At 68.5% G+C, this 25,415-nt stretch carries 27 protein-coding genes; 14 read left to right on the top strand and 13 right to left on the bottom strand.

What is annotated here, in order from left to right:
* Window positions 1-9 precede the first annotated feature (9 nt).
* The 4 genes from FDA38_RS14280 to FDA38_RS14265 form a co-directional block, all read right to left on the bottom strand.
* Entirely contained in the window at window positions 10-1,221 is a 1,212-nt protein-coding gene (locus tag FDA38_RS14280; protein ID WP_202877683.1) for a DUF480 domain-containing protein, read from the bottom strand.
* A gap of 71 nt (window positions 1,222-1,292) precedes the next feature.
* The gene (locus FDA38_RS14275; protein WP_137254522.1) at window positions 1,293-1,541 is read right to left on the bottom strand and encodes a hypothetical protein; all 249 of its coding nucleotides are present in this window, start codon (window positions 1,539-1,541) and stop codon (window positions 1,293-1,295) included.
* A gap of 47 nt (window positions 1,542-1,588) precedes the next feature.
* Window positions 1,589-2,062: an SAV_6107 family HEPN domain-containing protein gene (locus tag FDA38_RS14270; RefSeq protein WP_137254521.1), complete on the bottom strand. Its 474-nt coding sequence runs from the start codon at window positions 2,060-2,062 to the stop codon at window positions 1,589-1,591.
* Window positions 2,059-2,592 carry a DUF6504 family protein gene (locus FDA38_RS14265; protein ID WP_137254520.1) on the bottom strand — a complete coding sequence of 178 codons (534 nt, stop codon included), beginning with the start codon at window positions 2,590-2,592 and terminating at the stop codon, window positions 2,059-2,061. Before FDA38_RS14265 ends, FDA38_RS14270 begins: the two co-directional genes overlap by 4 nt.
* 358 nt (window positions 2,593-2,950) lie before the next feature.
* On the opposite strand from FDA38_RS14265, the gene FDA38_RS14260 reads away from it, so the two are divergent.
* Window positions 2,951-3,520, top strand: coding sequence for a DM13 domain-containing protein (locus FDA38_RS14260; protein WP_137254519.1), 570 nt, complete (start codon window positions 2,951-2,953; stop codon window positions 3,518-3,520).
* A 22-nt stretch (window positions 3,521-3,542) separates the two neighbouring features.
* On the top strand, window positions 3,543-4,013 hold the full coding sequence (locus tag FDA38_RS14255) for a YbaK/EbsC family protein (protein ID WP_137254518.1): 471 nt from the start codon (window positions 3,543-3,545) through the stop codon (window positions 4,011-4,013).
* Here FDA38_RS14255 and FDA38_RS14250 read toward each other — a convergent pair.
* Together FDA38_RS14250 and FDA38_RS14245 are read right to left on the bottom strand one after the other, a co-directional pair.
* Window positions 4,000-4,743, bottom strand: coding sequence for a nucleotidyltransferase domain-containing protein (locus FDA38_RS14250; protein WP_137254517.1), 744 nt, complete (start codon window positions 4,741-4,743; stop codon window positions 4,000-4,002). The genes FDA38_RS14255 and FDA38_RS14250 overlap by 14 nt on opposite strands.
* 10 nt (window positions 4,744-4,753) lie before the next feature.
* On the bottom strand, window positions 4,754-6,685 hold the full coding sequence (locus tag FDA38_RS14245; RefSeq protein ID WP_137254516.1) for an N-acetylmuramoyl-L-alanine amidase: 1,932 nt from the start codon (window positions 6,683-6,685) through the stop codon (window positions 4,754-4,756).
* 173 nt (window positions 6,686-6,858) lie between these two features.
* On the opposite strand from FDA38_RS14245, the gene FDA38_RS14240 reads away from it, so the two are divergent.
* The 3 genes from FDA38_RS14240 to FDA38_RS14230 all read left to right on the top strand — a co-directional run bounded on the left by FDA38_RS14240 (window position 6,859) and on the right by FDA38_RS14230 (window position 11,091).
* The gene (locus tag FDA38_RS14240; RefSeq protein ID WP_137254515.1) at window positions 6,859-7,470 is read left to right on the top strand and encodes a DUF4126 domain-containing protein; all 612 of its coding nucleotides are present in this window, start codon (window positions 6,859-6,861) and stop codon (window positions 7,468-7,470) included.
* Window positions 7,422-8,777, top strand: a complete 1,356-nt coding sequence (locus tag FDA38_RS14235; protein WP_233714711.1) for a phytoene desaturase family protein — start codon at window positions 7,422-7,424, stop codon at window positions 8,775-8,777. Before FDA38_RS14240 ends, FDA38_RS14235 begins: the two co-directional genes overlap by 49 nt.
* A gap of 91 nt (window positions 8,778-8,868) precedes the next feature.
* Window positions 8,869-11,091 carry a HelD family protein gene (locus FDA38_RS14230; RefSeq protein ID WP_137254513.1) on the top strand — a complete coding sequence of 741 codons (2,223 nt, stop codon included), beginning with the start codon at window positions 8,869-8,871 and terminating at the stop codon, window positions 11,089-11,091.
* On the opposite strand, the gene FDA38_RS14225 is transcribed toward FDA38_RS14230, so the two are convergent.
* Together FDA38_RS14225 and metF are read right to left on the bottom strand one after the other, a co-directional pair.
* The gene (locus FDA38_RS14225; protein ID WP_137254512.1) at window positions 11,088-11,618 is read right to left on the bottom strand and encodes a SixA phosphatase family protein; all 531 of its coding nucleotides are present in this window, start codon (window positions 11,616-11,618) and stop codon (window positions 11,088-11,090) included. The two genes, FDA38_RS14230 and FDA38_RS14225, sit on opposite strands and share 4 nt — an antisense overlap.
* Before the next feature lie 4 nt (window positions 11,619-11,622).
* Window positions 11,623-12,540: a methylenetetrahydrofolate reductase [NAD(P)H] gene (gene metF / locus FDA38_RS14220; protein WP_137254511.1), complete on the bottom strand. Its 918-nt coding sequence runs from the start codon at window positions 12,538-12,540 to the stop codon at window positions 11,623-11,625.
* Window positions 12,541-12,598: 58 nt separating this feature from the next.
* On the opposite strand from metF, the gene FDA38_RS14215 reads away from it, so the two are divergent.
* Window positions 12,599-13,669 (top strand): polyprenyl synthetase family protein, encoded by a 1,071-nt coding sequence (locus FDA38_RS14215; RefSeq protein WP_137254510.1) that lies wholly within the window; start codon window positions 12,599-12,601, stop codon window positions 13,667-13,669.
* Window positions 13,670-13,674: 5 nt separating this feature from the next.
* Here FDA38_RS14215 and FDA38_RS14210 read toward each other — a convergent pair whose 3' ends face one another.
* Complete coding sequence (locus FDA38_RS14210; RefSeq protein ID WP_137254509.1) at window positions 13,675-14,094, bottom strand: helix-turn-helix domain-containing protein; 420 nt, start codon at window positions 14,092-14,094, stop codon at window positions 13,675-13,677.
* 76 nt (window positions 14,095-14,170) lie between these two features.
* Here FDA38_RS14210 and FDA38_RS14205 point away from each other — a divergent pair, with 76 nt between their 5' ends.
* The gene (locus FDA38_RS14205) at window positions 14,171-14,524 is read left to right on the top strand and encodes a DUF4180 domain-containing protein (protein ID WP_137254508.1); all 354 of its coding nucleotides are present in this window, start codon (window positions 14,171-14,173) and stop codon (window positions 14,522-14,524) included.
* On the opposite strand, the gene FDA38_RS14200 is transcribed toward FDA38_RS14205, so the two are convergent.
* Genes FDA38_RS14200 through thiE form a run of 3 tightly spaced genes read right to left on the bottom strand, consistent with a single transcriptional unit; the run spans window position 14,507 to window position 15,998 of the window.
* Window positions 14,507-14,941 carry a barstar family protein gene (locus FDA38_RS14200; RefSeq protein WP_137254507.1) on the bottom strand — a complete coding sequence of 145 codons (435 nt, stop codon included), beginning with the start codon at window positions 14,939-14,941 and terminating at the stop codon, window positions 14,507-14,509. The genes FDA38_RS14205 and FDA38_RS14200 overlap by 18 nt on opposite strands.
* The gene (locus tag FDA38_RS14195) at window positions 14,938-15,363 is read right to left on the bottom strand and encodes a ribonuclease domain-containing protein (RefSeq protein WP_202877682.1); all 426 of its coding nucleotides are present in this window, start codon (window positions 15,361-15,363) and stop codon (window positions 14,938-14,940) included. The genes FDA38_RS14200 and FDA38_RS14195 overlap by 4 nt, the downstream gene beginning before the upstream one ends.
* Window positions 15,360-15,998 (bottom strand): thiamine phosphate synthase, encoded by a 639-nt coding sequence (thiE, locus tag FDA38_RS14190; protein ID WP_202877681.1) that lies wholly within the window; start codon window positions 15,996-15,998, stop codon window positions 15,360-15,362. Before thiE ends, FDA38_RS14195 begins: the two co-directional genes overlap by 4 nt.
* 43 nt (window positions 15,999-16,041) lie before the next feature.
* On the opposite strand from thiE, the gene thiO reads away from it, so the two are divergent.
* From thiO to FDA38_RS14165, 5 genes are all read left to right on the top strand, one after another.
* On the top strand, window positions 16,042-17,169 hold the full coding sequence (gene thiO, locus FDA38_RS14185; protein ID WP_137254505.1) for a glycine oxidase ThiO: 1,128 nt from the start codon (window positions 16,042-16,044) through the stop codon (window positions 17,167-17,169).
* 169 nt (window positions 17,170-17,338) lie between these two features.
* Window positions 17,339-18,298, top strand: coding sequence for a LysM peptidoglycan-binding domain-containing protein (locus FDA38_RS14180; protein WP_233714710.1), 960 nt, complete (start codon window positions 17,339-17,341; stop codon window positions 18,296-18,298).
* Window positions 18,299-18,370: 72 nt separating this feature from the next.
* Complete coding sequence (gene pknB / locus FDA38_RS14175; RefSeq protein ID WP_137254503.1) at window positions 18,371-20,332, top strand: Stk1 family PASTA domain-containing Ser/Thr kinase; 1,962 nt, start codon at window positions 18,371-18,373, stop codon at window positions 20,330-20,332.
* Window positions 20,333-20,377: 45 nt separating this feature from the next.
* A complete protein-coding gene (locus FDA38_RS14170) occupies window positions 20,378-21,259 on the top strand; it encodes a DMT family transporter (protein ID WP_233714709.1) in 882 nt (293 codons plus the stop codon).
* A gap of 13 nt (window positions 21,260-21,272) precedes the next feature.
* The gene (locus FDA38_RS14165) at window positions 21,273-22,475 is read left to right on the top strand and encodes a glycoside hydrolase family 15 protein (RefSeq protein ID WP_137254501.1); all 1,203 of its coding nucleotides are present in this window, start codon (window positions 21,273-21,275) and stop codon (window positions 22,473-22,475) included.
* Here FDA38_RS14165 and FDA38_RS14160 read toward each other — a convergent pair.
* Entirely contained in the window at window positions 22,472-23,542 is a 1,071-nt protein-coding gene (locus tag FDA38_RS14160; protein WP_137254500.1) for a glycoside hydrolase family 172 protein, read from the bottom strand. The two genes, FDA38_RS14165 and FDA38_RS14160, sit on opposite strands and share 4 nt — an antisense overlap.
* 133 nt (window positions 23,543-23,675) lie before the next feature.
* Between FDA38_RS14160 and FDA38_RS14155 the strand changes: the two genes are divergently transcribed.
* Both FDA38_RS14155 and FDA38_RS14150 read left to right on the top strand, forming a co-directional pair.
* A complete protein-coding gene (locus FDA38_RS14155) occupies window positions 23,676-24,167 on the top strand; it encodes a SigE family RNA polymerase sigma factor (RefSeq protein ID WP_170989736.1) in 492 nt (163 codons plus the stop codon).
* Complete coding sequence (locus FDA38_RS14150) at window positions 24,157-25,398, top strand: hypothetical protein (protein WP_137254498.1); 1,242 nt, start codon at window positions 24,157-24,159, stop codon at window positions 25,396-25,398. Before FDA38_RS14155 ends, FDA38_RS14150 begins: the two co-directional genes overlap by 11 nt.
* Window positions 25,399-25,415 lie beyond the last annotated feature (17 nt).

The following is a 25,415-nucleotide window of genomic DNA, read 5'->3' as shown; positions in this document are numbered from 1 at the left end:
ACCGGGTCGTCAGGACGGTTTGCGCGCAACGACGTAGAGGCGGCGGGTGGTTTCAGCACGAGCGGCGATCGGCCCGCGGAGGTACCACTCGACGTCGGTGAGACCGGCAGTCTCGACCACGTTGACGACCTGGCTCGGGTCGTGGAGGACGTAGTCCAGGTTGACCTCGTGGCCGAGGAACTCCTCGACGTGACGGACCTCCGCGCCGGCGTGGAGTGCGAGGACCAGCCAACCCCCGGGGTCGAGCGGACGGGTCAGCGCCGCGATCGCGTCGGGCAGTTCGGACGCGGCCAGATGGATGAGCGAGTACCAGGCGAGGACGGCCGCCCAACCGGAGCTGGTCGGTGGCCGACCCAGTCGGCGGAGATCGCCGACCTCGAAGGTTTGGTCGGGGAAGCGCCGCTGCGCCTCGGCGACCATCTCCGGCGAGAGGTCGACGCCGGTGGCATCTGCGCCATGCTCGGCCAGATACGCCGTGATGTGCCCGGGACCCGAGCCGACCTCGACCACCGGCTGACCGTTGGCCTGGGCAACAATCCGGTCGAGCAGCCACCGCTCGAACGGCAATCCGTCGAGCTCGTCGAGCAGCTCGTCGGCGTACGCCGTCGCGACCGCGTCGTACGACGAACGCACCCGCGCGTCACGTGCCTCGGTGCCATCGGCGATGACCGTGTCGCGGTCGACCGACTCGACCACGGCGGCCGCTTCCTCTTCGGGCACCGGGCCGAGGAGATGAATCCAGCGCCGGTCGTGTTGACCGGCGCGACGCTCCAGCTCACGCACGAGCGGCTCGGGGCGTGTGGCCATCCGCCGCAGGCACGCCTCGACGTCACTCCGGTCGTCGAACTTGTGCAGTCGCTCGGTCCGCGTCCGCAGCTCGCCCGGCGCCTGCGCACCGCGCAGCAGCAGTACGGTGATCAGCGCGCGCTCGTCCGGCTCGAGCCCGAGCTTCTCGTCGAGGGTCTGGTGGTACTTCAGCGTCCGACGGCCGGTGTCGACCCAGACGATCCGCAACAGCTCGCGGTCTCGCAGCGACCGCGCGACCCGCTCCACGGTGCCCTGGTCGTAGTCGACGACCGGATCCCGGTTGCTGGTCTGATTGCACGCCGTCCGCAACGCGTTTGCGGTGAGCGGGTACGACGCCGGCACGGTCGCCTGCTTCTCCAGCAAGCTCCCCAGCACCCGCTGATCCTCAGCATCCAGAACAGGAAGGTCACTCACGTGGCTGACCTTAGTTCCCTCCGGTACCAGCGAGGACCAGCGAGGACCAGCGAGGACCGGCGGATGGGTGATCAGCCGGCTTGGTAGGTCTCCGGAAGCGTCAGCGGCTCGAACGCGGTGCCGTTGCAGGCCGGACAGAGTGCGTCGGCCAGGATCCCGGAACCGGCGCACTGGGTGCACAGGCCGTCATGCCAGGTCTCATCGGTCAAGGAGTGGTGAGGACGCGGGTAGTGGGTGTCAGGCAGGTAGCACTCGGCGCCGGTGTGGGCGTGCACGCGACCGCACAGGTCCTTGCCCAGGCCTCTCGGCTGTTCGTTCACGGTCGGGATCTCCTCAGTGCCTCTTCAGCGCCTCAGCGCCGGATTGATCAGCTGGCTTGCATCCAGGGTTGGGTCAGAACGGACTGCGGATCGGTGGTGGCGGTAAGCACCGGGGTGGTGGACAGACGCAGGCTGGCCTCGACCTGGCCGTAGAAGGTGTCGACCGCGCGGACCAGGTCGTCGGCCTCGCGGGTGGTGACGGCGCGCTCCAGACCCGCCTCCGCGGCGGCACGCTGGGCTGCGCCGGCGGCGAAGAACGTCGCCCACTCGCCGAACTCCGGCGCGACCTCGGCCAGCAGCACCCAGGCGTTGCGCTGGACCCGGCGACGGCTGCCCGAGCGGACCGGGCGGGCGCGGACGGCGAGCACCGCGGCCGCGACCCGGAGCGCCGCCACGTGGGCGCTCGAGTAGCGGATCAGGTGGTCAGTGGTCTCCGTGGCCTCGGCCAGCGCGGCGCGGGCACGGGACAGCTCTCGGCTGGCCGCGCCGGCAGCTGCCGGCGATACCGGTGAAACAGTCATCGGTCGGTCACCCTCTCCAGTTGCCAACGACCCGAGACCGGGTCGTGGGCGAGATCGAACAACTCACGTCGGCCGTGCCGGCCGCAGCCCGCTTCGACCCGGAACACCGTGCGCTCCGGCCCCCAATCCGCATCCAGCACACCGACCGCCGCCGGACTCGTGTCCGCAGCGGCAGGCTGTCCGGAGGAGAGCGTGGCGGCGGCATGCGAGCGGGGGGTCGCTGCCGCTGCCACGCCGGCTGAGTGGACTCGGGTGGGACGGGTGGTGCGCGCTCCCGAGCAGGCCTCGGCGACCATGGCCGCGTCGATCCGGGCCGGCAACACGTCGGACTGCGCAGGGCGCTGGGCGCGCGGGTCGTGGATGCTGCCCGGGCCGATGATGCCGCGCTCCCACCAGACGGCGGTCTCGGTCGCCTGGGACCTGAGTGCGGTGACCCGCCAGAGGCGGCCGCGCCAGAGGAACTGGTCCGGGGTCTCGATGCCGTCCACGAACACCGAGTGCACCTCGACAGCGTCGTCGAACTCCCACATGGTCCATTGCCTCCTCTGTATGCACTTCCCCTGATCGAACAACAGCCCTTGATCGACGGCCTGGTCGGAGGCCCGGCGGGTGAGCTCGGAGTGGGGGTCGAGGTCCACCCCGGTGCCCGGCCCGCCGGGACCACCGGATTCCGATGCGGCCGCAACTCCGCACCGGAGCCGTCCAGCTGTCCGGCTCACCTCTGTCCGGCCTCCCGACGAAACCGGAGCTGAGGTAATCGAACATCTGTTCGAACACTGGAAGCGTATCGTCGCCCGCCGACAATCGTCAACGGCCCGTAATTCCGGCGCGCCGCCACTCGACGCCTCCGGACGCCAGACTGGAGAGTCCAGGACGGAAGGGCGAACGATGCGGAGACGGGCAGTAGGAATCACCACGGCGGCTGTAGCCGTCGTGGTTGCGGCAGTGGCGCTGCCGCTCTTCCAGCCGTGGCGGCTGCTCACCGACAGGGTCGTCGACGAGGCGCTGCCCGGCACTGCTCCGATCTCCACGACTTCATCGTCGACGACGCCACCGACAGTTTCTGCGCACCCGGCAAAACCGACGCCGGTTGTCAAGCCCCAACCGAAGGTTCTCCTGACCGGGAAGCTGATCACTCACGAACACCGGACGTCCGGCACGGTCGCCGTACTCGCGCTTCCGGACGGCGGCCGGGTGCTCCGGATCGAGAACCTCGACACCTCGGACGGACCGGACCTCAAGGTGTGGCTGAGCGACGCCGAGGTGACACCGGGCCGGGATGGATGGCATGTGTTCGACGACGGCGCGTATCGCAGTCTGGGCAGCCTGAAGGGCAACCACGGCAACCAGAACTACCCGATCCCCGCCGACGTGCGGCTCGACACCTTCCGCAGCGTCGCGATCTGGTGCGACCGGTTCAACGTCTCGTTCGGGGCGGCCGACCTGAAATCGGCGTGACACGGCGCATAAGCTCACGAGGGTGAGCAGTCATCCCAATGTGCAGAAGGTTGCCGACGCGCTCGCGGCGGCAGGTGCTACCGGCGAGATCGTGATCCTGGACGAGGCGGTGCCGACCGCGGCGGCTGCGGCGGCCGAGCTCGGCTGCGAGGTCGGCGCGATCGCGAACAGCCTGATCTTCAACGGCGACGGCGTACCGGTTCTCATCCTCACCTCGGGCGCGCACCGCGTGGACACCGCGAAGGTCGCCGCCGAGCTCGGCATCGCGAAGCTGAAGCGGGCCACGCCGGAGTTCGTGAAGGAGCACACCGGTCAGTCGATCGGCGGCGTCGCTCCCGTCGGCCACCCGGGCCGCGTCCCGACGTACGTGGACAGCGCCCTCGAGCAGTACGCCGTGATCTGGGCCGCCGCCGGCATCCCCCACTCGGTCTTCCCGACCACGTATGCCGAACTGCTGAAGCTCACCGACGGCACGCCGATCACCGTGAACTGAGCGGCGATCCGAGTACGGCGGGAATCGCCGTACTCACGAACCGCCGGGTGAGCCCGGCGCGGGTGTGCCGCCACCACGGCCCGATCCGGAACTCCGGCCCGTACCGCCGCCGGCGGATGTCCTCGACGACGTCCGCGGGAGCCCCCAGATTGGGCAGGACGTCGAACGCCGCGCGCTTGGTGATCAGATCACCGGTCGCCAGGGTGACGTGCGCGCGGGCGATCGTGAGCAGGCTGAGGTCGACCCAGATGTCGGCGTACCAGTTGGTCCGCTTGCGGGTGGCTGGCAGCCAGAAGTCGTTCAGGTCGCGGCGGATGAAGGCGAACAGTTCCTCGTCACTCACAACCGGCAAGAGCTCCGCCGGCGTCGGCCCGAACAGCGTGCGGTTGCCGATGGCAAGCTCCCGCCGGGTCACCGGGGTCACCGGCCGGTCGAAGTACCGCTGGTGCGCGAACGTCGGATGCCGCACCGAGAGGTCGGCCAGGTCCGTCATGTACGAGCAGTGCAACTTCGCGGCGAGCGGGAAGTCGCGGATCAGTTGCCTGTGTACGTCGGCTACAGCAGGTGGAGGCGGCGACGAGGTCACCACGATCACGTCGAGATCGCTGCGGCCCAACTGGTAGTCCCCGAGTGCCAGTGAGCCGTGCAGCCAGACCGCCTCGACGGCGGCGACTTTGCGGACGGACGTGACGAAGCCGTCCAGCACAGGCTGGACGGCTTCGTCGATCACGTGGTCCAGATTAGACGGCTGGGCGGACGTCTACGTCGGCAGCCCGGACGTAGGCCATCCGGTGGCCGAACCAGATCTCGTAGTACCTGTCCTTGCCGAGGACCTGGACATGGTCGGTCGGCGGCTGGCCGTCCAAGGTGACGGCGCGGTAGTAGTCGGTCTCGATGTTCAGGTCGCCGACCGGGTACGACTGACCGGCGCCGATCGAGTACTGCAGCGGCGTCACCGTCTGGTACGGGATGCCGGTCGGGTACGCCGCCTGCTCCGGGTACGCACGCCCGTACACCGGCACCGACGTCTTACCGGCCTTCGGCTTCACGACCAGACCGGGCTTGGCGAAGGCATCCGGTGCGTTGGCCGGGCTCTTGAACCAGCCCAGCGCGCCGAGGTACCACACGGCCACCCAGTCGCCCTGGCGCTGCGCCACGACGTACTGCGAACCCGCTGCCGCCCGGGAGCCCATGTCCGACACGTCAGTGGTGCCGTCGATCCCGTTCGGGTGCAGGCCGATGTCCTTGACCAGCGGGGCGTTGTCGTCCGGCGACTGGCGCAGGTACACGAAGTTGGTGCCCTGCGGCGTGCAGGTGGTGTTCGGAGCGTCGCAGTTGGAGACAACCTGAACGTTGTTCGCGAAGCCCGGCTTGATCGTCACGATCGAACCGGCGCGGACCGGGAAGACCTTGTGCCCGTAGATCGGCGCACCGAGCAGGTCGAAGTAGTGCTCCCAGTCCCAGTACGGTCCCGGGTCCCAGTGCATGCCGGCGACCGTCGACGGGACCGTGCCCGGCACCTGGTCGTGGCCGATGATGTGCGCCCGGTCGAGCGGGATGTTGTTCTTCGCGGACAGGTACTTCACCAGCTTGGCCGAGTTGCGGTACAGCGACTCGGTGAACCAGGTGGCGCCCTGCGGTGCGAAGCCCTCGTGCTCGATACCGATGCTGTGCATGTTCACGTACCAGTTGCCGGCGTGCCAGGCGACGTCCTTGGCCTTCACGTGCTGCCAGGTGTGTCCGTCGGACGACCGCATGGTGTAGTTCCAGCTCACGTACGTCGGGTCCTGGACCAGGTTCAGCACGCCCTGCCAGGTGCCCTCGGTGTCGTGGATGACGATGTAGTCGATCTTGCCGGTCTTCGGCCGTTTGGCGAGGTCGTGGTTGCCGTAGTCGCCGGCCGTCCCGAAGGTCGAGTACGGCGCCGGCAGCCACTCACAGCCGAGCGTCGGCGGGCACTCCACGTCCGACTTCGACGGCTGTACGCCGGCCGGCAGCGACAGCTTGCCGACCTGTGCCTTGTCCGGCTTGACGGCGACGGCCGGCATCACGATCTGCTGGCCGGTGTTCGTCGTACGTGCCGCACCCTTGGCCATGATCGAGTAGACGTCGTCGGCGAATCCGGCAGCGCCGACCTTGTCGCCGGCCTCGGCGTACGACGCGACCGCGCCGTACCACTCGGCCGGTGAGGTGGTCGCTCCGACCGGCAGGCCGAGCGACTTCTGGTACGACGCCAGCACCGCGGCGCCGCCGTTGATGTTCGCGGTGACGTCGGTACGCAGCGAGGACGCGTCCAGCCCGGTCAGCGCGGACGCCTTCTTCAGCGTCTGCAGCGACTCGGCCGTCGCGACCTTCTGCTTGCCGGACAGGTCGGCCACCTCGGACGCCCCCAGCGAGGTGAGGTGCATCGGGCCGTAGCCACCTGAGGTGCTCGGCGCGCCGGCGTGGTCGTCCCAGCGCGACTCGGCGTACGAGACGGCCAGCAGGACCGACTCCGGTACGCCGTACTTCGCAGCGGCCGCGCTGTACGCCGTGGCGGCGACGGCGGACGGTGCGGGCTTCGCAGACGGTTGTGACGCCTCTGCGGGTGGACCTCCCAACGACACGCCGACCAGGGCGGCCGGCAGCGCTACCGCAGCGAGTGCGGCAAGAATCTTCGGACGACGCAGCATGATGTTCTCCTGAACCCTTCGGGCGGGTGCCGGTCACAGAGACTGGCAGCCTAGTCACTGTGGGTCGAGGCGACGCGGATGTCAACGGTTAACCAAAACTCGCGTCCGAGGGTTCGATACTGACGAAAACGTGTGTCGGGACATACGGCCACTGAGGGTTACGGAGCAGGACATTGGAAGCGCTGCCGCTGGCGGTCACGACTGGCTGGGCCAGTGGCGTGAATGCCTATGTCTGCGTGCTGATTCTCGGTCTGCTGGGCCGGTTCGCCGGTGCCGACGACGTACCGCACGCGCTGACCACGACCCCGGTGCTGATCGCAGCGGGTGTTCTGTTCGCGTTCGAGTTCGTCGCCGACAAGATTCCGTACGTCGACTCCGCGTGGGACGCGATCTCGACGGTGATCCGGCCGACGATCGGCGCGATCCTGGCCGCCATGCTGTCCGGTCAGGCGAGCACCCTGCACCAGGCGATCATCGCCACGACCGGTGGGCTGGTGGCGCTGCTCTCGCACACCGTGAAGGCCAGTCTGCGGCTGGCGATCAACACCTCCCCCGAGCCGGTCACCAACATCGCCGCCTCGTCCGGTGAGGACGTCGCCGTGGCCGGTGTGGTGTCGCTGGCCGCGTTCCACCCGGAAGCCGCGCTGATCGTCGCCAGCATCTTCCTGATCCTCGGACTGATCGGCGTGTACTTCGCGTTCCGGTTCATCCGACGCGGGTATCGCAGGTTCAAGGCGTGGCGAGAGAGACGAACTACCCCTGCAACTGGGAGCAGTGCTGCCTGATGGCCAATGTGATTGTCGTCGGGGCCGGGCTGGCCGGTCTCGCCAGTGCAGTGCGGCTCGCCAAGCTGGGCCACCAGGTCACCATCTGCGAGCAGAACGAGCATCTCGGCGGAGTGCTCGGCCGGGTCGAAGCAGACGGCTTCGTCTGGGACGCCGGAGCAGCCAGTACGACGCTGCCGGCCGCGCTGCGCGATCTGTTCCGCAAGAGCGGCCGTCCGATCGAGAGTCTGGTCCAGCTGGACCCGGTGACCGAGCCACGCCGCCACATGTTCACCGACGGCTCCGTGCTCGACCTGCCGATCAGCGACCGCGGCCTGCAGGAGGAGGCCTGGACGGACCTCGCAGGTGCGGCTGTAGCCGAGCAGTGGACCGCTCTGGTCGATTCGTACGGCGACACCTGGCAGATCCTGCGTAAGACCTCACTCGAGCCACCGCTCGAGGACAGGTTGCCCATCAAGACGATCCGCGCCCTCAAGCCCTGGCAGTCCCTGGAGAAGGTCGCACGGCGAGAGCTGAGCGACGAACGGGCCCGCGCGGTACTGCGGCACTTCGCAGCCCAAGGCGGTTCGGACGCGACCCTCACACCCGGCTACGTCGGCGTGTGGTCGTACCTGGAACGCACCTTCGGCCGCTGGACGATCGCAGGCGGCTTCGGCGCACTGGCCGATGCTCTGGTGCAGCGGGCGAGCGAGCGGAAGGTTACGGTCCACACCAGCGCCGAGGTGGTCGCGGTGACGACGACCGGCGGCGCAGTGACCGGCGTACGGCTCACTGACGGCACGGAGCTCCCGGCCGACGTCGTGGTGAGCGACGTCGACCCGCGGGTGCTCTACGAGAGCTTTGTGATCGATCCGGCTGCCAAGAAGGTCCGCAAACGGATCCTCGCGACGCACCAGGCCCAGGCGGCGTACGTCGTCCACCTCGGCCTGAAGGAGCCCGTACCGGAGCTGCCGTTCGAGACCGTGCTGCACGGGACGCCGACGGTCGTCGTCCGCACCGGCGGTACGGCGCCTGCCGGCCACCAGGCCTGGTCGGTACTGGTCCACGGCTACCCCACCGACGACGTACTGGACCTACTGGTCGCGCGCGGGCTGCCCGTCCGGGACAACGTGGTCTCGCGGCAGACGTCGCCGTCCTGGTGGGCTGGAGTGGCCTGGGAGGGCTACCGGACCGCCCGCCGCCGCGCCTCGAACGTGTCCCCGGTGAAGGGTCTGTACTGCGTCGGCGCGGGCGCGCACCCGGGCTCCGGCGTGCCCGCCACCACCCTCGGCGCGGCGATTGTGGCCGACGCCATCGGGAAGGCCTGAGGCCGCGGTGGGGTTGGACAGGGGAACAAACTAAGATTGGTTGTTCCTGTGTTCTGAGTCGGGGTGGTGCCCGGCGGTAGAGAGGACCTCGGTGGATCAAACCCCCACATCGGCCGATCACGACAACTTTGACAGCGTGGAGCGGGCGGAGCTGGCGGCTGAGCAGCAACACATCGACCGGGTTTACGGCCGGGTCGACGAGGCTGCGCGGTCCGCGTCCCGGATCGCGGTCGAGGGCCACCAGCGTGGCCAGGCGCAGAACGTCGGCCGGGTCCGCGACGAGGAGCAGACCGGCCTGTACGAGCGGGACGTGCTCGTCTTTGCGGCTGCCCGCCGGATCGCCGAGCTGGACGCGGAGCACGAGGGCCTGGTCTTCGGCCGGCTCGACTCCGACCGCGGGGACGACGAGCCGCCCGCGACGAGCGCGGCCGACCTGGACAAGCTGTACGTCGGCCGGATCGGAGTCCGCGACGCGGAGTACGAGCCGCTGGTGATCGACTGGCGAGCGCCCGCGGCCGAGCCGTTCTACCGGGCCACCGCGACGGACCGGCTGAAGGTCGTCCGGCGTCGCGTACTGCGGAACAAGGGCCCGCGGATCGTCGGGCTCGAGGACGACCTGCTGGCGCCGGAGCGCGCGCCTGAGGACCTGCCGGTGATGGGTGAGGGCGCGCTGATGGCCTCGCTGTCCCGGGCCCGTGGCCACACGATGCGCGACATCGTCGCCACCATCCAGGCCGAGCAGGATGAGGCGATCCGGGCACCAGCTCGCGGCGTCACCGTGATCGGTGGTGGACCGGGCACCGGCAAGACGGTGGTCGCGCTGCACCGGGCGGCGTACCTGCTCTACAGCGACCGCAGGCGCTTCGAGCGTGGCGGCGTACTCGTCGTCGGACCATCCGCTGCGTTCATGGCCTACATCGAGCGCGTACTGCCGAGCCTTGGTGAGAACACCGTCTCGCTGCGCGCAGTCGGCGAGCTGGTCGACGGTGTGAAGGCGACCGCGGTCGATGACGCCGATGTGGCGGCTATCAAGGGCTCGCTGCGGATGCGCGCGATCCTGTCGCGCGCCGCCCGCGATCGGGTGCCGAACGCGCCGACCAACCTGCGCGTGTTCCTCGGTGGCGCCACGGTCGAGCTGGACGCCAACCAACTCGACAACGTACGCCGGAACGCCCTGCGCCGGACTGCCCGCAACAAGGCGGCCACCGAGGCGCGGAAGGGCCTGATCGCCGCACTGTGGCAGCGGTTCCCGGAGGACCTGCGCAACGGGCTGCTCGGAGACCGTGAGACGTTTGGCGACCGCGTGGCCGACACTTCGGCGTTCCGGACGTTCTTCAGCCAGTGGTGGCCGGTGGTGACCCCGGAGGCGGTACTGCGCTGGCTCGGTGACCCACGCCGGCTGCAGCGCTGGGCCCGGAACGACCTGACGCCTGCAGAGATCGACGCACTCGCGAGAGGTATCCGTACGACGGATGAGTTCACCATCGCCGACGTCGCGCTGCTGGATGAGCTGAGTGCGTTCCTCGGTCGCCCGCCGGTGCAGGAGAACACCGATGAGGACTTCGACTGGCTGGAGGGGCTCACCGACGGCGTCAACGAGGTGCTGACCAGCTCCGAGCGCCGGGCCCGGGCCGCTGCGGCGCGGGAGGCGGAGGAGCCGGAGGAGTATGCGCACGTGCTGGTGGACGAGGCGCAGGACCTCTCCCCCATGCAGTGGCGGATGGTCACCCGGCGCGGGCCGCAGGCCAGCTGGACAATCGTCGGCGACCCGGCGCAGAGCTCCTGGCCGGACCCGGACGAGGCCCGCGCCGCGATGGACTCGATGCTCTCGCACCTCCAGCGGCACTCGTTCCGGCTGTCCACCAACTACCGGAACTCGGCCGAGATCTACTCGTTCGCCGGTGAGGTGATCAAGCAGTCCATCCCGGACGCAGACCTGCCCAACGCGGTCCGCAGTACCGGAGTGGAGCCGGAGCACCGGATCTTCGACGACGGCAAGGTCTCGGAGGCCGCAGGCGACGCGGCAGCCGAGCTACTGCAGCTGGTCGAGGGCACAGTCGGCGTCATCGTGCCGCCCAAGCTGCGCCCCGCCGTCGACCAGGTGCTCGCCGAGCTGGGCGATCCACGGGTCGTCGCACTCAGCCCGCTGGAGTCCAAGGGCCTCGAGTACGACGCGGTCGTGGTCGTCGAGCCGGACCGCATCGTCAGCGACACGCTAGGCGGCGTGCGGGCGCTGTACGTCGTGCTGACCCGCGCAACCCAACGCTTGATCACGGTCAACAGCACCACGCACTGGCTACCTCACAACAATTAGCCCCGAGGTACGACGTACTGCACGAGGTCGGCCTCGTTGGCCGCGAGGTCCGACCAGCGGCAGGTCAGGTGCAGGATCGCGAGGCCGGAGGTCGGGTACTTCTGCGTGAGCTCGACGCGCTCGGGGCTGGTGCCGTCCAGCGCCAGCTCGTCGGCCAGCCACGGGACGCCCGGCGCGTGGCCGACGACGATCACTGTGCGTGCCTCGGCCGGGGCCTCGTGGATGACATCGAGGAGTCCTTCCGCGTCGGCGCTGTAGATCCGCTTGTCGTACCAGACGTCGGCCGCGGTGACGCCGGCGTCCGCGACGTACTTCCAGGTCTCGCGGGTGCGCTTGGACGGCGAGCACAGGACCAGGTCCGCTTCGATGCCCTGGGCAACAAGATGCCGGCCGGCCGCACCGGCGTCGGCGCGGCCGCGGTCGGCGAGCGGACGCTCCAGATCCGGCATCGAGTCGGGCTCCACCGCCTTGGCGTGCCGGAGCAGGACGAGAGTGCGGTCGATCAGCAGGTCCGACGGGTCAGCCATTGCGTCAGGATACGACGGTGGAGCTGAGGTTGCGGAAGACCTGTCGGGTCGCTGTCGATCTGTTCAGCGTGATGAAATGAATGCCGGGCGCGCCGCCGGCCAGCAGGCGCTCGCAGAGCTCGGTCGCGATCTCGATCCCGACCTCGCGCACCGCCGTCGGCTCGTCCTCGACGGCGAGCAGCCGTGAGGTGACGGCGTCGGGCAGCGCCATCCCGGTGAGCTCGGCCATCCGCTGGATCTGCTTGATGTTGGTGACCGGCATGATGCCCGGCAGCACCGGCATCTCGCAGCCCAGCGCGGCGGAGCGGTCGACCAGCCGGAAGTAGTCGTCGGCGCCGAAGAACATCTGGGTGATCGCATAGTCGGCACCGGCCTGCGCCTTGGCGGCGAGCACCTGGGCGTCCGCCTCGAGCGAGGTCGCCTCCGGGTGTTTGTCCGGGAACGCTGCGACACCGACGCTGAAGTCGCCGAGCTCACGGATCAGCTCGACCAGCTCGACCGCGTGGTTGAGGCCCTCGGGGTGCGCGACCCACGGCTGGTTCGGCCCGCCGGGCGGGTCGCCGCGGAGCGCGAGCATGTTGCGGACGCCGGCTCCGGCGTACGCGCCGATCACCGAGCGCAGTTCGTCGCGCGAGTGCGACACGCAGGTGAGGTGACCGAGCGGGGTCAGCGAGGTGTCCTGGGCGACCCGCTCGGTGACCCGGATCGTGCCGTCGCGGGTGGTCCCGCCGGCGCCGTACGTGATCGAGACGAAAGTCGGGTGCAGCTGCTCGATCTCACGGATCGACCGCCACAACACCTCCTCGGCCTCGGGCGTCTTCGGTGGGAAGAACTCGAACGAGAAGGACCGGTCTCCGGACGCGAGCAGTTCACGGATGGTCGGCGGGCCGCCGGGCCGCGTCGAAGGAAGACCGTTCGCCATGCCGCACAGGTTACCCGCGGTGGTCAGCGCTGTCTGCCCACCGACTACGCTCCGAGACGTGGATGGTGATGTGGACATTCCGGGCGGGATCCAGCAGGCGTTGAGCGGGTTCCTCGACCGGCAGGAGGAGCGGCTGGCGGCGCTCGGGCCGGAGCTGACCGAGCAGGTGCAGGCCGCGCGGGACGCGACGAGTGGTGGCAAGCGGCTGCGTCCGTCCTTCTGCTACTGGGGTTTCCGGGCTGCGGGCGGTGATCCGGCGCAGCCGATCCTGACCGCTGCGGCGAGCCTGGAGATGCTGCACGTCAGCGCGCTCGTCCACGACGATGTAATGGATTCCTCCGACGTACGCCGGGGTGCGCCGGCTGCTCATCGCCGGTTCGAGGCGCTGCAGCGGGAGCGGGCCGAGAAGAGCGGCCACGGCGGCGATCCGGTCAGCTTCGGGATCGGGGCGGCGATCCTGCTCGGGGATCTGTGCCTGATCTGGGCCGACGAATTGCTGCACACCTCCGGGTTCGACGCGGCGGCGCTGGCCCGCGCGGAGAAGTACTTCGACGCCGTACGGGTCGAGGTGACGGCCGGGCAGTACCTCGATCTCCTCGCGCAGGCGAGCGGCGAATCGGACATGGATCTGGCGCTGCGAGTACTGCGGTACAAGTCCGCGACGTACACGATCGAGCGGCCGCTGCACGTGGGCGCCGCACTGGCCGGCGCCGACTCGCGGTTGATCTCGTCATTGTCGGGCTATGGGTTGCCGTTGGGTGAGGCGTTCCAACTGCGGGACGATCTGCTCGGAGTGTTCGGTGATCCGGCGATCACCGGGAAGCCGGCCGGCGACGATCTGCGCGAAGGCAAGCGGACGGTCCTGATCGCCTACGCGATCGACCATGCGTCGGAGGTTCAACTGTCGGAGTTCGACCGGTTGTTCGGACGGCCGGATCTGGACGACGACGAGATCCAGTTGCTCCGCGAGATCCTCCAGGACTCCCGCGCCGTGCAGGCCTGCGAAGACCTGATCACCAACCGCACCGAAGACGCGCTCGACGCTCTGGACGAAGCGCCGCTCGCCGACGACGCGAGCCGGAAAGCCCTGACAGACTTGGCGATCGCGGCGACCTCGCGCGAGGTATAGCTGCCCTACTGCTCGGCCATCAGGTTAATCAGCCGGAGCAGGTCGGCGGTGGCCGGAAGGTTGCCGAGGACGATGACCTTGAGGACGGCCCGGTCCTCGTCGTAGATGGTTTCGGCCTTCAGGTTGACCGCCTCGGGCTGGTTCAGCGCGCCGAGGATGTGCGTGGTGATGCGGTCCGCGGTGGCGCGGTCGACGGCGTCGATGTGGACGATGCTCGACGCCTCGACGTGCCGCGCGGACCGATCGATGTCGACCACGGCGGTGGGTGCGCCGGTGAATTCCTCGAGATCCTCGCGGGTGATGCGGTACTGCTTGCCGATCCGCACAGCCTTCAGCCGGCCGTCGCGGACGTAGTTCCGGATCGTGCGGACGTGCAGCCCCAGCCGATTCGCCACCTGCTCGACCGAGTACAGCTCCTGCGCCATCTCCCTAGACTATGGCAAGTTCCTTAGAATTCCCTATAAATGGCTAGGTAGGGACAGATAGAGTATTTTGGAGCACATGGTTGAGCTTGCCGGTGTGAAGGTGTTCGTCAGTGACACGGCCATCGCCACCGAGGGCGACGCCGTGCAGCTGATCGTCGACGCGTACTACGCACACCATGCCGAGTGGATCGCGTTCACGCCGGAGCAGCTCGGTGACGAGTTCTTCGAACTGCGGACCGGGCGGGCCGGTGCGATCACGCAGAAGTTCGTCTCGTACCAGATGGGGCTTGCGGTCGTCGGCGACATCTCGGCGCGGGTCGCAGCGAGCAAACCGCTGGCCGACTGGGTCCGGGAGAGCAACCGCGGCCGCAATCTGTTGTTCGCCGACGATCTCGACGAACTGGCCGAGCGGCTAAAGGATCGGCAGTGACGCCAGCAGGTCCGGCGCTTCGGCGCCGGCCTTCTCGTGAATGAGGACCCGGAGCTGACCGGAGTTCGTGGTGTCCTCTTCGAAGATCTGCAGGGCTACGTCGACGGTGTCATGGTCGTGCTCGAGCAGGTGCCGCAGACCGGACCACAGCACGACCTCGGGCTCTCCGGTCGACCGGTCGCTGAGCGAGTCGGCCAGCGCGTCCCAGTTACGGCCGAACCAGCGCGGCAGGTCGAACGCAGTCGCACACAGGTCCAGGAACCCTGTCTTGTCGTGGATCTCGCCGGTGTCGAGCAGAACGAATCCGAACCCGGCGGCGGCAGCATCACGGCGTACCTGGTCGGCAGTCGCGGGTGATGGCCAGCGGTAGACGCCCGGACGCAGCCCGTCCGTCAGCAGCGCGTGCAGATCGGTCATGAAGTTCCCCCGTCTTCCGCGATGCGGCGGAAGGACTTGTAGTGGTCGTCCGTGTAGTAACGCTCCTGAGCGTTACCGGTCACGATCCGGCGGGCACCACGGTCCTTCTCGCCCGGCGTCTTCACGGTGTACTCGTGGTAGTAGCCGCGGTCGTGCTTCGGCAGGATCTTCTCCAGGTTCCCGAACACGACACCGTCACGGCTGTACGGGTACGGTCCGCCCTGGTCGATCAGCTTCAGCGTGTCCTGCGCCTCCTTCGGCAGGTCGGCCACCGCGACGATCTTCAGACCGCTCTCCGGATCGACGCTGTTCGAGGCCTTCGTATCCGCCGAGCATCCGAACAGCGATGCCGCCAGGGTGATCACCAGCATGGCGATCACCACGACCGCGACGATCCGCGCGGCCTTCGGGTTGTTGATCACCGCAGCCTCCGACTGAACTCGGCGGCCGCCTCCCCCGGGTCGTCTGCATCGGTGATCGCGCGTACGACGACCACTCGCGTCGCACCGGCTTCCAGTACGTCGTCCAGCCGCTCCAGATCGATCCCGCCGATCGCGAACCACGGCTTCGACTGACGGCGACCCGCGGCGTACGACACCAGCTCCAGACCGGCGGCCTGACGCCCCGGCTTGGTCGGCGTCTCCCACGTCGGGCCGACACAGAAGTAGTCCGACCCCTGCTCGGCCACCGCGGCGTTCACCTGGCTGAACGTGTGCGTCGACCGCCCGATAGTCGGCCCGGGTCCGGTGATCGCCCGAGCGGCGTGCACCGGCAGGTCACGCTGTCCCAGGTGCAGTACGTCGGCTCCCGCCGCGAACGCGATGTCAGCGCGGTCGTTGACTCCCAGCAACTTGCCGTGCCGCTTGCACGCGTCGGCGAACACCTCCAGCGCAGCCAGCTCGTCGGCAGCCTCCATCTCCTTCTGCCGGAGCTGCACGATGTCCACGCCGCCGGCCAGCGCGGCGTCCAGGAACTGCTCGAGATCACCCTGCTTCTCGCGGGCATCCGTACACAGGTAGAGCCGGGCGTCGTCGAGCCGTTCGGTGTGGTCAGTCACACCCCAAAGCCTGCCATGCCTACGCAGCCGTAGGCTCTGTGGCATGCCTGACGTGGTGGTGATCGGCGCCGGACTGATAGGTCTGGCGACCGCGTGGCGACTGGCAGCTGACGGTGTCCAGGTGGCGGTGTGTGATCCGACACCAGGTGCCCAGACCTCCAACGTCGCCGCCGGCATGCTCGCACCGGTCACCGAGGTCGAGTACGGCGAGGACGAGCTGCTCGCCCTCAACCTGGCGTCGGTGAACGCCTGGCCCGCGTTCGCGCAGGAACTGGAAGAGCTGACCGGACAACCCGCGGGCCTGCACCGGACCGGCACGCTGTCGGTCGCGTACGACGTCGACGACGCAGCCGCGCTCCGCAGGCTCGCCGACTACCAGCGGCGGCTCGGACTCGACGTGGAAGAGCTGTCCGGTCGCGACGCCCGCCGACGCGAACCACTCCTCGCTACCGGCGTCTCCGGTGGCGTCTGGGTCCCCGGCGACCACTCCGTCGACAACAGGCAAGCAGTCGCCACTCTGCTGCGCGCCGTCGACCTCTCCGGCGTCCAGCTCATCCGCCAGCGCGTGTCTCGCGTGATCACGGCCGGCACGACGGCCATCGGCGTACTGCTTGAGAACGGCGAGACCGTCCATGCAGATCACGTGATCGCTGCGACGGGACCGTGGTCGTCGCAGCTGGACGGCGTACCCGAGGAACTGCGTCCGCCGGTGCGTCCGGTGAAGGGTGAGGTACTGCGGCTGCGCGTGCCGGAGGCGTACCGTCCTGCGTTGCAGCACACCGTGCGAGCGACTGCGCGCGGCTTCTCCGTCTACCTGGTGCCGCGTCCGGGCGGCGAACTGGTCGTTGGCGCGACCACTACCGAGCTCGGCTACGACACCCGTGTGCTGGCGGGCGGCGTGTTCGCACTGCTGCGTGACGCACGGACCGTCCTGCCGATCATCGACGAGCTCGAGCTGGTGGAGGCGATCGCAGGTCTCCGTCCCGCGACTCCCGACAACGCACCGATCCTCGGCCCGTCCGGCCTGGATCGGTTGCTCTGGGCAACCGGCCACTACCGGAACGGTGTCCTGCTGACGCCGGTCACCGCGCAGATCCTGGCCGACACCGTCCGCACCGGAACCCTGCCGGATCTCGCAAAACCCTTCCTCGCCAGCCGGTTCGGTCACTGATTCCACAGTTGCCGGAAGCAACCGGAATGCTTGTGAACGACAACAATGTAGTTCAGGCTTGAATTGTAAACATTGCATTACAGGCGTAACACGTACCCCATGGCCCCCTGTTGTCACATCTGTACCAGCGCTTACGGTCAACAGGACGTCACACGGGGAGATGGTTGCCATGCACAAGGTCCTACGGGTGCTGAGCGGGCTCGCCGTACCAGTCCTGACCGCGGCCGTGATCACCGCCGGCTCACCCGGTTTCGGCGCGTACAAGGTCAAGGAGGGTGACACCCTCAGCCACATCGCCGGCCGGTACGGCACGTCGGTCAGGACGCTGGTCGCGCTGAACCAGTTGCCGGGCAACGGCAACGCGATCTATGCCGGCGAGGTCCTGAAAGTCCCCGCCAAGGGCTCGACCGCGCGGACGGCGCAGCCGGCCAAGCGCTCCCAGCTCGGCCGGGTGACGTACGTCGTCAAGCGCGGCGACACCGTCTCGAAGATCGCGAAGCGGTTCAAGTGCTCCCAGGCCAACCTGCTCGCGGCGAACGGCCTGCACTCCGGCGACCGCATCTACGCCGGCAAGTCGCTGCAGGTCCCGGTGAAGCTGCACCCGAAGAAGGCGAAGACGAAGGCGCGGACCGACAACACGTTCGCCGGCCGCACGTACGCCGACCACATCGTCGCGCAGGCCAACCGCAACCGGGCGATCCTGAAGAAGCGCAAGCTGCCGACCCGCACGCAGATGCGGTCACTGATCGTGACGACCTCGAAGCGGTACGGCGTCGACCCGCAGCTCGCGCTCGCGGTGAGCTGGCAGGAGTCCGGCTGGAAGCAGCGAGTCGTGTCCCCCGCGAACGCCGTCGGCGCGATGCAGGTGATCCCGTCGACCGGCAAGTTCGCCTCGAGCATCGTCGGACGCAGGCTCGACCTGCTCAAGCCGCAGGACAACGTCACCGCCGGAGTCGTCCTGCTGAGCCGCCTCACCGGCGCGGCCCGCCTCGACCTCGCGGTCGCCGGCTACTACCAGGGCCTGGGCGGCGTGAAGAAGAACGGTGTGTATCCGGACACCAAGCTGTACGTCCAGAACGTCCTCCGGATCAAGGCTCAACTCGAGCGCGGGTGGGACCCTCTGCGGTGAGCCTGGCCCGGTGACGCTGAGGCGTTATCTACACTCTCTGAGCAGAACGTTTGGAGAGGCGGCTCACCGCAAGTGACGGACGACGTGGACACGCAGGTCAGCGACCGCCTCGTCGGGCGAGTGCTCGACGGCCGGTACCGCGTGGATGCGCGTGTCGCGAAGGGCGGGATGGCGACCGTCTACCGGGCCCTCGACACCCGGCTGGACCGGACCGTCGCGCTCAAGGTGATGCACGACGGTCTCGGTGACGACGCCCAGTTCGCCCGCCGGTTCGTGGCCGAGGCCCGGGCCGCCGCCCGCCTCTCGAACCCGAACGTCGTCGCCGTCTTCGACCAGGGCGACGACAACGGCACGCTGTTCCTGGCGATGGAGTACGTCCCCGGCCGCACGCTGCGTGACGTCATCCGCGAGCAGGCACCGCTCTCCCCCGCCCGCGCACTGGACCTACTCACCCCGGTCCTGTCCGCGCTGTCGGCCGCTCACGACGCCGGCATCGTGCACCGCGACATCAAGCCCGAGAACGTACTGATCTCCGACAAGGGCGCAGTAAAGGTCGCCGACTTCGGCCTGGCCCGCGCGGTCAGCGCCAGCGGCAACACCGCCACGCAGGGCCTGCTGATGGGCACAGTGTCGTACCTGGCGCCCGAGCTGGTCACCGACGGCAGTGCAGACGCTCGCTCGGACGTGTACTCGGCCGGCATCCTCCTGTACGAGCTGCTGACCGGCAACAAGCCCCACTCCGGCGACACGCCCATCCAGGTCGCGTACGCCCACGTCCACGCCGACGTACCAGCTCCATCGCTCGAGGTGCCGACCATCCCGCCGTACGTCGATGCTCTCGTGCAGCGTGCGACCGCGCGCGACCGGGATCTGCGGCCGACCGACGCCCGCGTGTTCAGCCGCCAGGTGCACCGGGTGCGCAGCGCGCTCGAGGAAGGGCTGCCCGACGACCCGGAGCTGACCGGCGATCTCACCGTGCCGATCCAGCAGATCCGGCAGGACAGCGGGTACGACGACGGCTACACACGTGGAGAGGTGGAAATTGAGCCGCTCCGCCACGACACCATCGTCGTACCGGTGGATCGTGGGCGTCCGACCGGCGCTCCGGCCAAGCCACCAACCGCGCCGCCACATCAGCAGCAGCCGCAGCGCAGGAGCCGCGGCCCGATCGCACTGATTGTGATTCTGGCCGCAGCGATCGCCATCGGTACAGCGGCCTGGTACTACGGCATCCACCGCTACACGACCACGCCCAACCTGGTGAGTATGGCGCCCGCCGCCGCAGCAGCGGAAGCGGAGAAGTCGGGCCTGCACACCAGCCTGGACAACCAGGACTACTCCGAGGACGTGCCCCTGGGTGCGGTCATGGGGACCGACCCCGCAGCAGGCGATCGGATCCGGAAGAACGGTGATATCGGTCTCACTGTTTCGAAGGGCCCGGAGCGCTATCGGGTGCCGCAGCTCGTCGGTCTGCAGCTGGACGCAGCCCAGCAGGCGCTGTCGCCGATCAAGTTGATCACCGGGCAGATCATCGAGCAGTACAGCGAGACCGTGCCGCAGGGCCGGGTGATGGCGATCAGCCCGCGGTTCAACACGGTCGTGAAGCCCGGCACCGCGATCAACTTCGCAGTCAGTAAGGGCAAACGGCCCATCACCGTGCCCGACTGGACCGGCAAGTCCTACCACGACGCGAGCAAGGCGCTCCGCAAACTCGGCTTCACCGTCGGCCGCACGACGCAGTACGACGAGAAGGTCGCCGAGGGCAACGTGATCAGCCAGACCCCGAACAGCGGCACGTTGTTCGCCAAGGACAAGGTCACGATGGTGGTCTCGCTCGGCCCGCCGCTGGTCGACGTACCGGACGTCAAGCGGAAGAGCACCGCGGACGCGCAGAAGATCCTCACCGACGCGGGCTTCAAGGTGACCGTGCAGAAGGCGCCGTTCAACCTCGGGCTGAACATCGTCGCCGCGCAGAACCCGGGCGCCGGCAAGAAGGCCCAGCCGGGCAGCACGATCATCATCACCGTGCTCTGACGCGCGTTTTGCCTTCTGCTGAAGGCTTCTGATGTGATGTGCGGCGTGAACCACCCGCGTATCGCCGTACTCGCCCTGCTCGCGGTCGCGGCGGCGTGGGGGTCGACGTTCTTCCTGACCAAGGACCTGCTCACCAGGATGGACGTCGCCGATTACCTGGCGTTGCGATTCCTGATCGCGTCGGTCGCGTTGGTGCTGATCCATCCGCCGGCGATCTCGAAGTTGAGCCGCCTGGACCGCGGGCGAGCCGTTGCCCTCGGCATCACCTACGGCATCGCCCAGCTCGTGCAGACCGAGGGCCTGCGGCACACGTCGGCGAGTGTCTCCGGCTTCGTCACCGGCATGTACGTCGTCTTCACCCCGCTGCTCGGCGCGGTCATCCTGCGGCACAAGATCGGCCGCTGGGCCTGGTTCGCCGTGATCCTCGCCACGGTCGGCCTCGGCGTACTGTCGCTGCGCGGGCTGAGCCTGGGGACCGGCGAGCTGCTGACGCTGGCGTCCGCCGGACTCTATGCGCTGCACATCATCGGGCTGGGCGCGTGGTCGACCCCGAAGAACGCGTTCGGGCTGTCGGCGCTGCAGATGATCGTCATCACGTGTGTCTGCGCGATCGGAGCGGTGCCCGGCGGGTTCTCGGTGCCGAGCAACGGCCGCGACTGGGTCAGCGTGGTCTACATGGCGTTGGTCGCGGGTGCGCTCGCGCTGATCGTGCAGACGTGGGCGCAGGCGCACCTCACACCCACGCGGGCCGCGATTGCGATGACAATGGAGCCAGTGTTCGCCTCGACGTTCGCAGTACTGTTCGGCTCCGACAGCCTCACGTGGCGGATGCTGGTGGGCGGAGCGCTGGTGGTGTCGGCCATGTATCTGGTCGAGCTGGCGCCGCGGCGTAAGTTCGAGGCGGAAGTGCAGCACCTGGCTCAGTAGACGGGAGGGGACCATGCGGGAGGGCGGCCGGCACCGGTGGTTTCCGTACGTCGTGATCGCCGTCCTGCTCGCGATCCTGGCCGCCGGCACGACCAGCAACCTGATCCGCAACCCGCAACCCCGCCTGGTCGCCGACGGGATCCCCGGCCGATCGGCGACGCACGCCGACTCCGCACTCGGCAGCGGGGAGTATGACGACCTTGTCCGGCACGCACTCGCCGATCTCGACGGGCTCACTCTCCCGAACGGCGCGCTGCTGGCCGGCTGGGACGGCCCGTGGCGGTACGTGTGGCCGCGGGACGCGTCGTTCGTCGCGGTCGCCCGGTGCGCAATCGGCCAGTACGACGAGGCGCTCAAGGTGCTGTCGTTCCTCGACCGCATCCGCCCGTCGACCGGCAGGTGGGAGGCGCGCTACACAGAGTCCGGCGGCAAGGTCGCCGACGGTCGCCCGGCTCAACTGGACGGATCCGGGTGGGTCCTGTGGGCGACCTGGTTCTGCCGCTCCGGTGATCGGTACTGGGATCTCGTCAGCGAGTCTGCCGACCAGATCGTTGGTGAGTTGGGTCCGGACGGTCTCCCTGGTCCGTCGTCCGACTACTGGGAGCGACCCGAGAAGAAGGTGACGCTCGGCACGGTCGCGCCGCTGCTGACCGGACTGCGTTCAGCTGTGCGGATTGCTACGGAGCAAGGGCATCCGGCCGAGGCCGCGCGCTGGCAGTCGGGGCTGGACAAGTTGTCGGCGGCAACGGATCGGGGCTTCGGGCCGGACTATCCGCGCACCCCGGCGGTCGCGACCAGCTTCGTCGAGCCGGGTGTCGAACCGATCGGTGTCGGCGGCGGCGCGGACGCGATCGTGACCGTGCTCGGTCCGCCGTTCGCCCCGGCCCGCGACGCTGTGTCGACGGCGATCGATCGTGCGCACGCCGTACTCACACAGCCGAACGGCGGCGTGACGCCCGGCGAGTCGTGGCGTGCGGATGGGGTGTCCTGGACGCCTCAGACGGCGTTGTTCGCGTTGAGCGCCGCCGCCCGAGGGGATCGCGCGTCTGCTGAGACCTTGTTGAAATGGCTCGACCAGCATCGGACCAGTAGCGGCGCGTTGCCGGAGAAGGTGAACCGGGATCTGGAGCCGGCCGGCGAGGCACCACTCGCATGGACCGCGGCGCTGGTGGTGCTCGCCGACACAGCTCTGCAGAACCCGTTGCCGACGCCCTAGCAGATCTCCATCACGTCATGCGTCGGCGCGTCCGGTCGCGTCGTACTCGTCCTGCCGGAGTAGAAGAACGCGGTCGAGGAGATGTCGTCCTGGAGCGGCAGGTAGCGGCCGCCGGAGCGCCAGCCGAGAGCCTGTACGTCGACGCGCAGCTTCTCCTTGAAGCGGATCGGGTCCGACAGGTGGAAGCGGTACATGCCGAAGCGTTGCTGGCTCTGGTACTGCCCGTCCGGGCGGATCACCTGCGGCATACCGAGGTACGGCGTACTGAACTCGGTGTAGCCGCCCAGGTGAGGTACGTCGAAGTTCCAGGCGCCGCCGAAGTAGTCCTCGGTCCCTGTGCCGCAGATGGTCGGGAACTCGTCGTCACCGTCCAGGTAGAACTTCACCTCGCCCTCGCCCCACCAGCCAGTGCTGTTGACGCCCCAGGCCAGGTAGGTGCCGACGTAGTGACCGGGGCCCTCGACACCGTCCAGCAGCGTGTGGACGGTCTTCGACTCGAGCGGATTGCTCCGTCGCCACTGCGCATGCAGGTACGCCGACTTGTCGGGTACTGCGCCGAGCCAATAGTCCACCTGGAAGTACACGACCACCTTCTCGTCGTGCGTGTTCTCCAGCGTGAACGTGGCATGCTCCTTGAACGGCATCTCCCAGTAGCAGTTGAAACCGCCGTTCGGGTTCACCGCGACCGGGAGCGAGCTCACCTGGGCGAACTTGCCCCAGCCGGAGCAGAAGAAGTCGCCGACCGGAGTCTCGATCGCGGGTGCGGTGTCGCCGTCCCAGAAGCCCCGCAGTACCAACCGGCGCCAGTGGTCGACGTGCGTGGTGAGCCAAATGTGGGTGACGCAGCCGGAGCCGGCGATGTCGGCCAGCGTCGCGGTCTCGCCCGGGCCGATCTCGATCGACGGCGAGACCTTCCAGCCCTGGCCGAGATCCCGGGCCGCGTGCGCACCGGTCCCCTCGGTCCGCCGCCCACCCTGACCGGGCTCCCCGGTCGGGTTCTCCGCACTGATGGAGCGCGACTCGACCTCGGCGAGCGCACTGATACCGGTGAGATTCCCAAGAGTCATACCCGCGACCCTAGCGGTCATCGCGGATCTGAGAAATCGATTGCCCGCGACCTGGACTCAGCAGATCGGCGCATACCGTCGTTTGTACTGGTGTAGGCCGGACATCCGACTGGCCGGCAGCCGAGGAGGCGCGGTGACGTTCGACGAGTGGACCCGGACCGGTCTGCCACCGCTGCTGCGGTTCGCGACCGTGCTGTGCGGTACGCCGTACCTGGCCGAGGACGTCGTACAGGACGTCGCGATCAAGGCCCAGCGCAAGTGGGACCGAATCGGCGGCCTGGACCACCCGGACGCGTACCTGCGCCGGATGGTGGTCAACGAATACCTGTCCTGGCGCCGGAAGTGGTCCCGGTACGTGCCGAGCGACGAGGTCGAGACAGGCAGCAGCCCAGACCACGCCGAACGCACAGCCGACCGCGACCAACTGGTCGGCGAGTTGGCCAAGCTCCCACGGCGGCAACGGGCAGTCCTCGTACTGCGGTACTACGGCGGCCTGACCGACAACGAGATCGCCGAAACCATGGACTGCTCGCCGGGCACCGTGCGCGCCCACGCGTCACGTGCCCTGGCGACCTTGCGCATTCAGTTCACCAGCATGGCGGAGGAAAAGCATCATGCGTACTGAGGAAGACCTGCGAGACGCCTTCGACCACCTGGCCGACACAGCGCCGCACCCCGACGAGATCCGGCAAGTACTCGAGCGCGGCCGCCCGCGTGCCGCACGTCGCCGTACTGCGCTCATCGTCGTCACAGCAGCGGCCACTGCGACCGCTGCTGTCGCGGCTGTCCTCACGCCGCGTTTGTTCGTGTCAGGCGACGGCTCGGCGGACCAGGAAACCAGGAGCTCGGCCTGGGCCAGGTGGGTCGGACTGAGCCTGCCGAAGGACGTCTATGCGACCACCCAGGTCTATGGCCCGAACCGGCAGGACTCTGAGTTGCAGGTGGTGAACGGAACGCCGTGGCCGACGTTCTGCCAGCTCCAGGTGCATCGCAACGGCGATTTCGATCCGGGCCGGATCCCGCCGGTCAGCCCGACGGTCACAGTCGGCGGACATCAGGTCCGGATCGTGGCGTCGACCAGGACGGCGCCGTTCCCGCCCGGACCGCAGGGCTATCGGTTCCCGCTCTTCGGCGACACGCTGAAGTCTCTGGTCTGGCAACCGGCCGAAGGGTTATGGGCGCTGCTCACCTGCGAGTCGCAGCGCCGGCTCGGTACGGTGAAGATCCCGACGATCGACGGCCCGTTCGATCCCGACGTCAGGGTGGCGTCGACCATTGCCGGGTCGCTGTCGGGTCGGCAGGAGCTCGGCTCGCCGTTCGTCGCGAACGAACTGCCCGACGGACTCTCTGCACGGCGGATCACCTATTCGCCGGCGAAGGGGAACGTCGAGGGGTCCGGTGAGGATTTCACCGTGATGTTCAGCGACGGAAATCCGGGCACGGGCTATCGCAAGCCGCCGTCGAACTGCTCGACGGCCTTCAAGAGCCCTCCGCCGAAGGTCTGTCCCGAAGGCAACCTGGCCTACCAACCGCAGGTCGGCGACGACATCGAGATCCGGTACTCCACCGGCAAGTTCTGGAACAGCATGAGCCGGTACGCGAAGCCGGTCGCGATCATCCACGGGATCAATGCGTACTACGCCTACGCCACCGGACTGGCGACATCGGAGACCAAGAACGCGGTGCCGGTCCACGACGCCGTACGACTCGAGGGCAACGGGGTCGCGATCACGATCCGCAGCCTGGCCCCGAAACCGTCGCTCGACGAACTCCGCAGCATCGCCGAGAACCTACGGCTGACCAACTCCCCCGACAACCCAGCCAGCTGGTTCGACGCGGCAACCTCGATCCCCTGAGCGGTTATATGCCTGAT

This window comes from Kribbella jiaozuonensis, assembly GCF_005233875.1.
GTDB classification, from domain to species: Bacteria; Actinomycetota; Actinomycetes; order Propionibacteriales; family Kribbellaceae; genus Kribbella; species Kribbella jiaozuonensis.
This window is presented reverse-complemented; position numbering and strand designations above follow the sequence as displayed.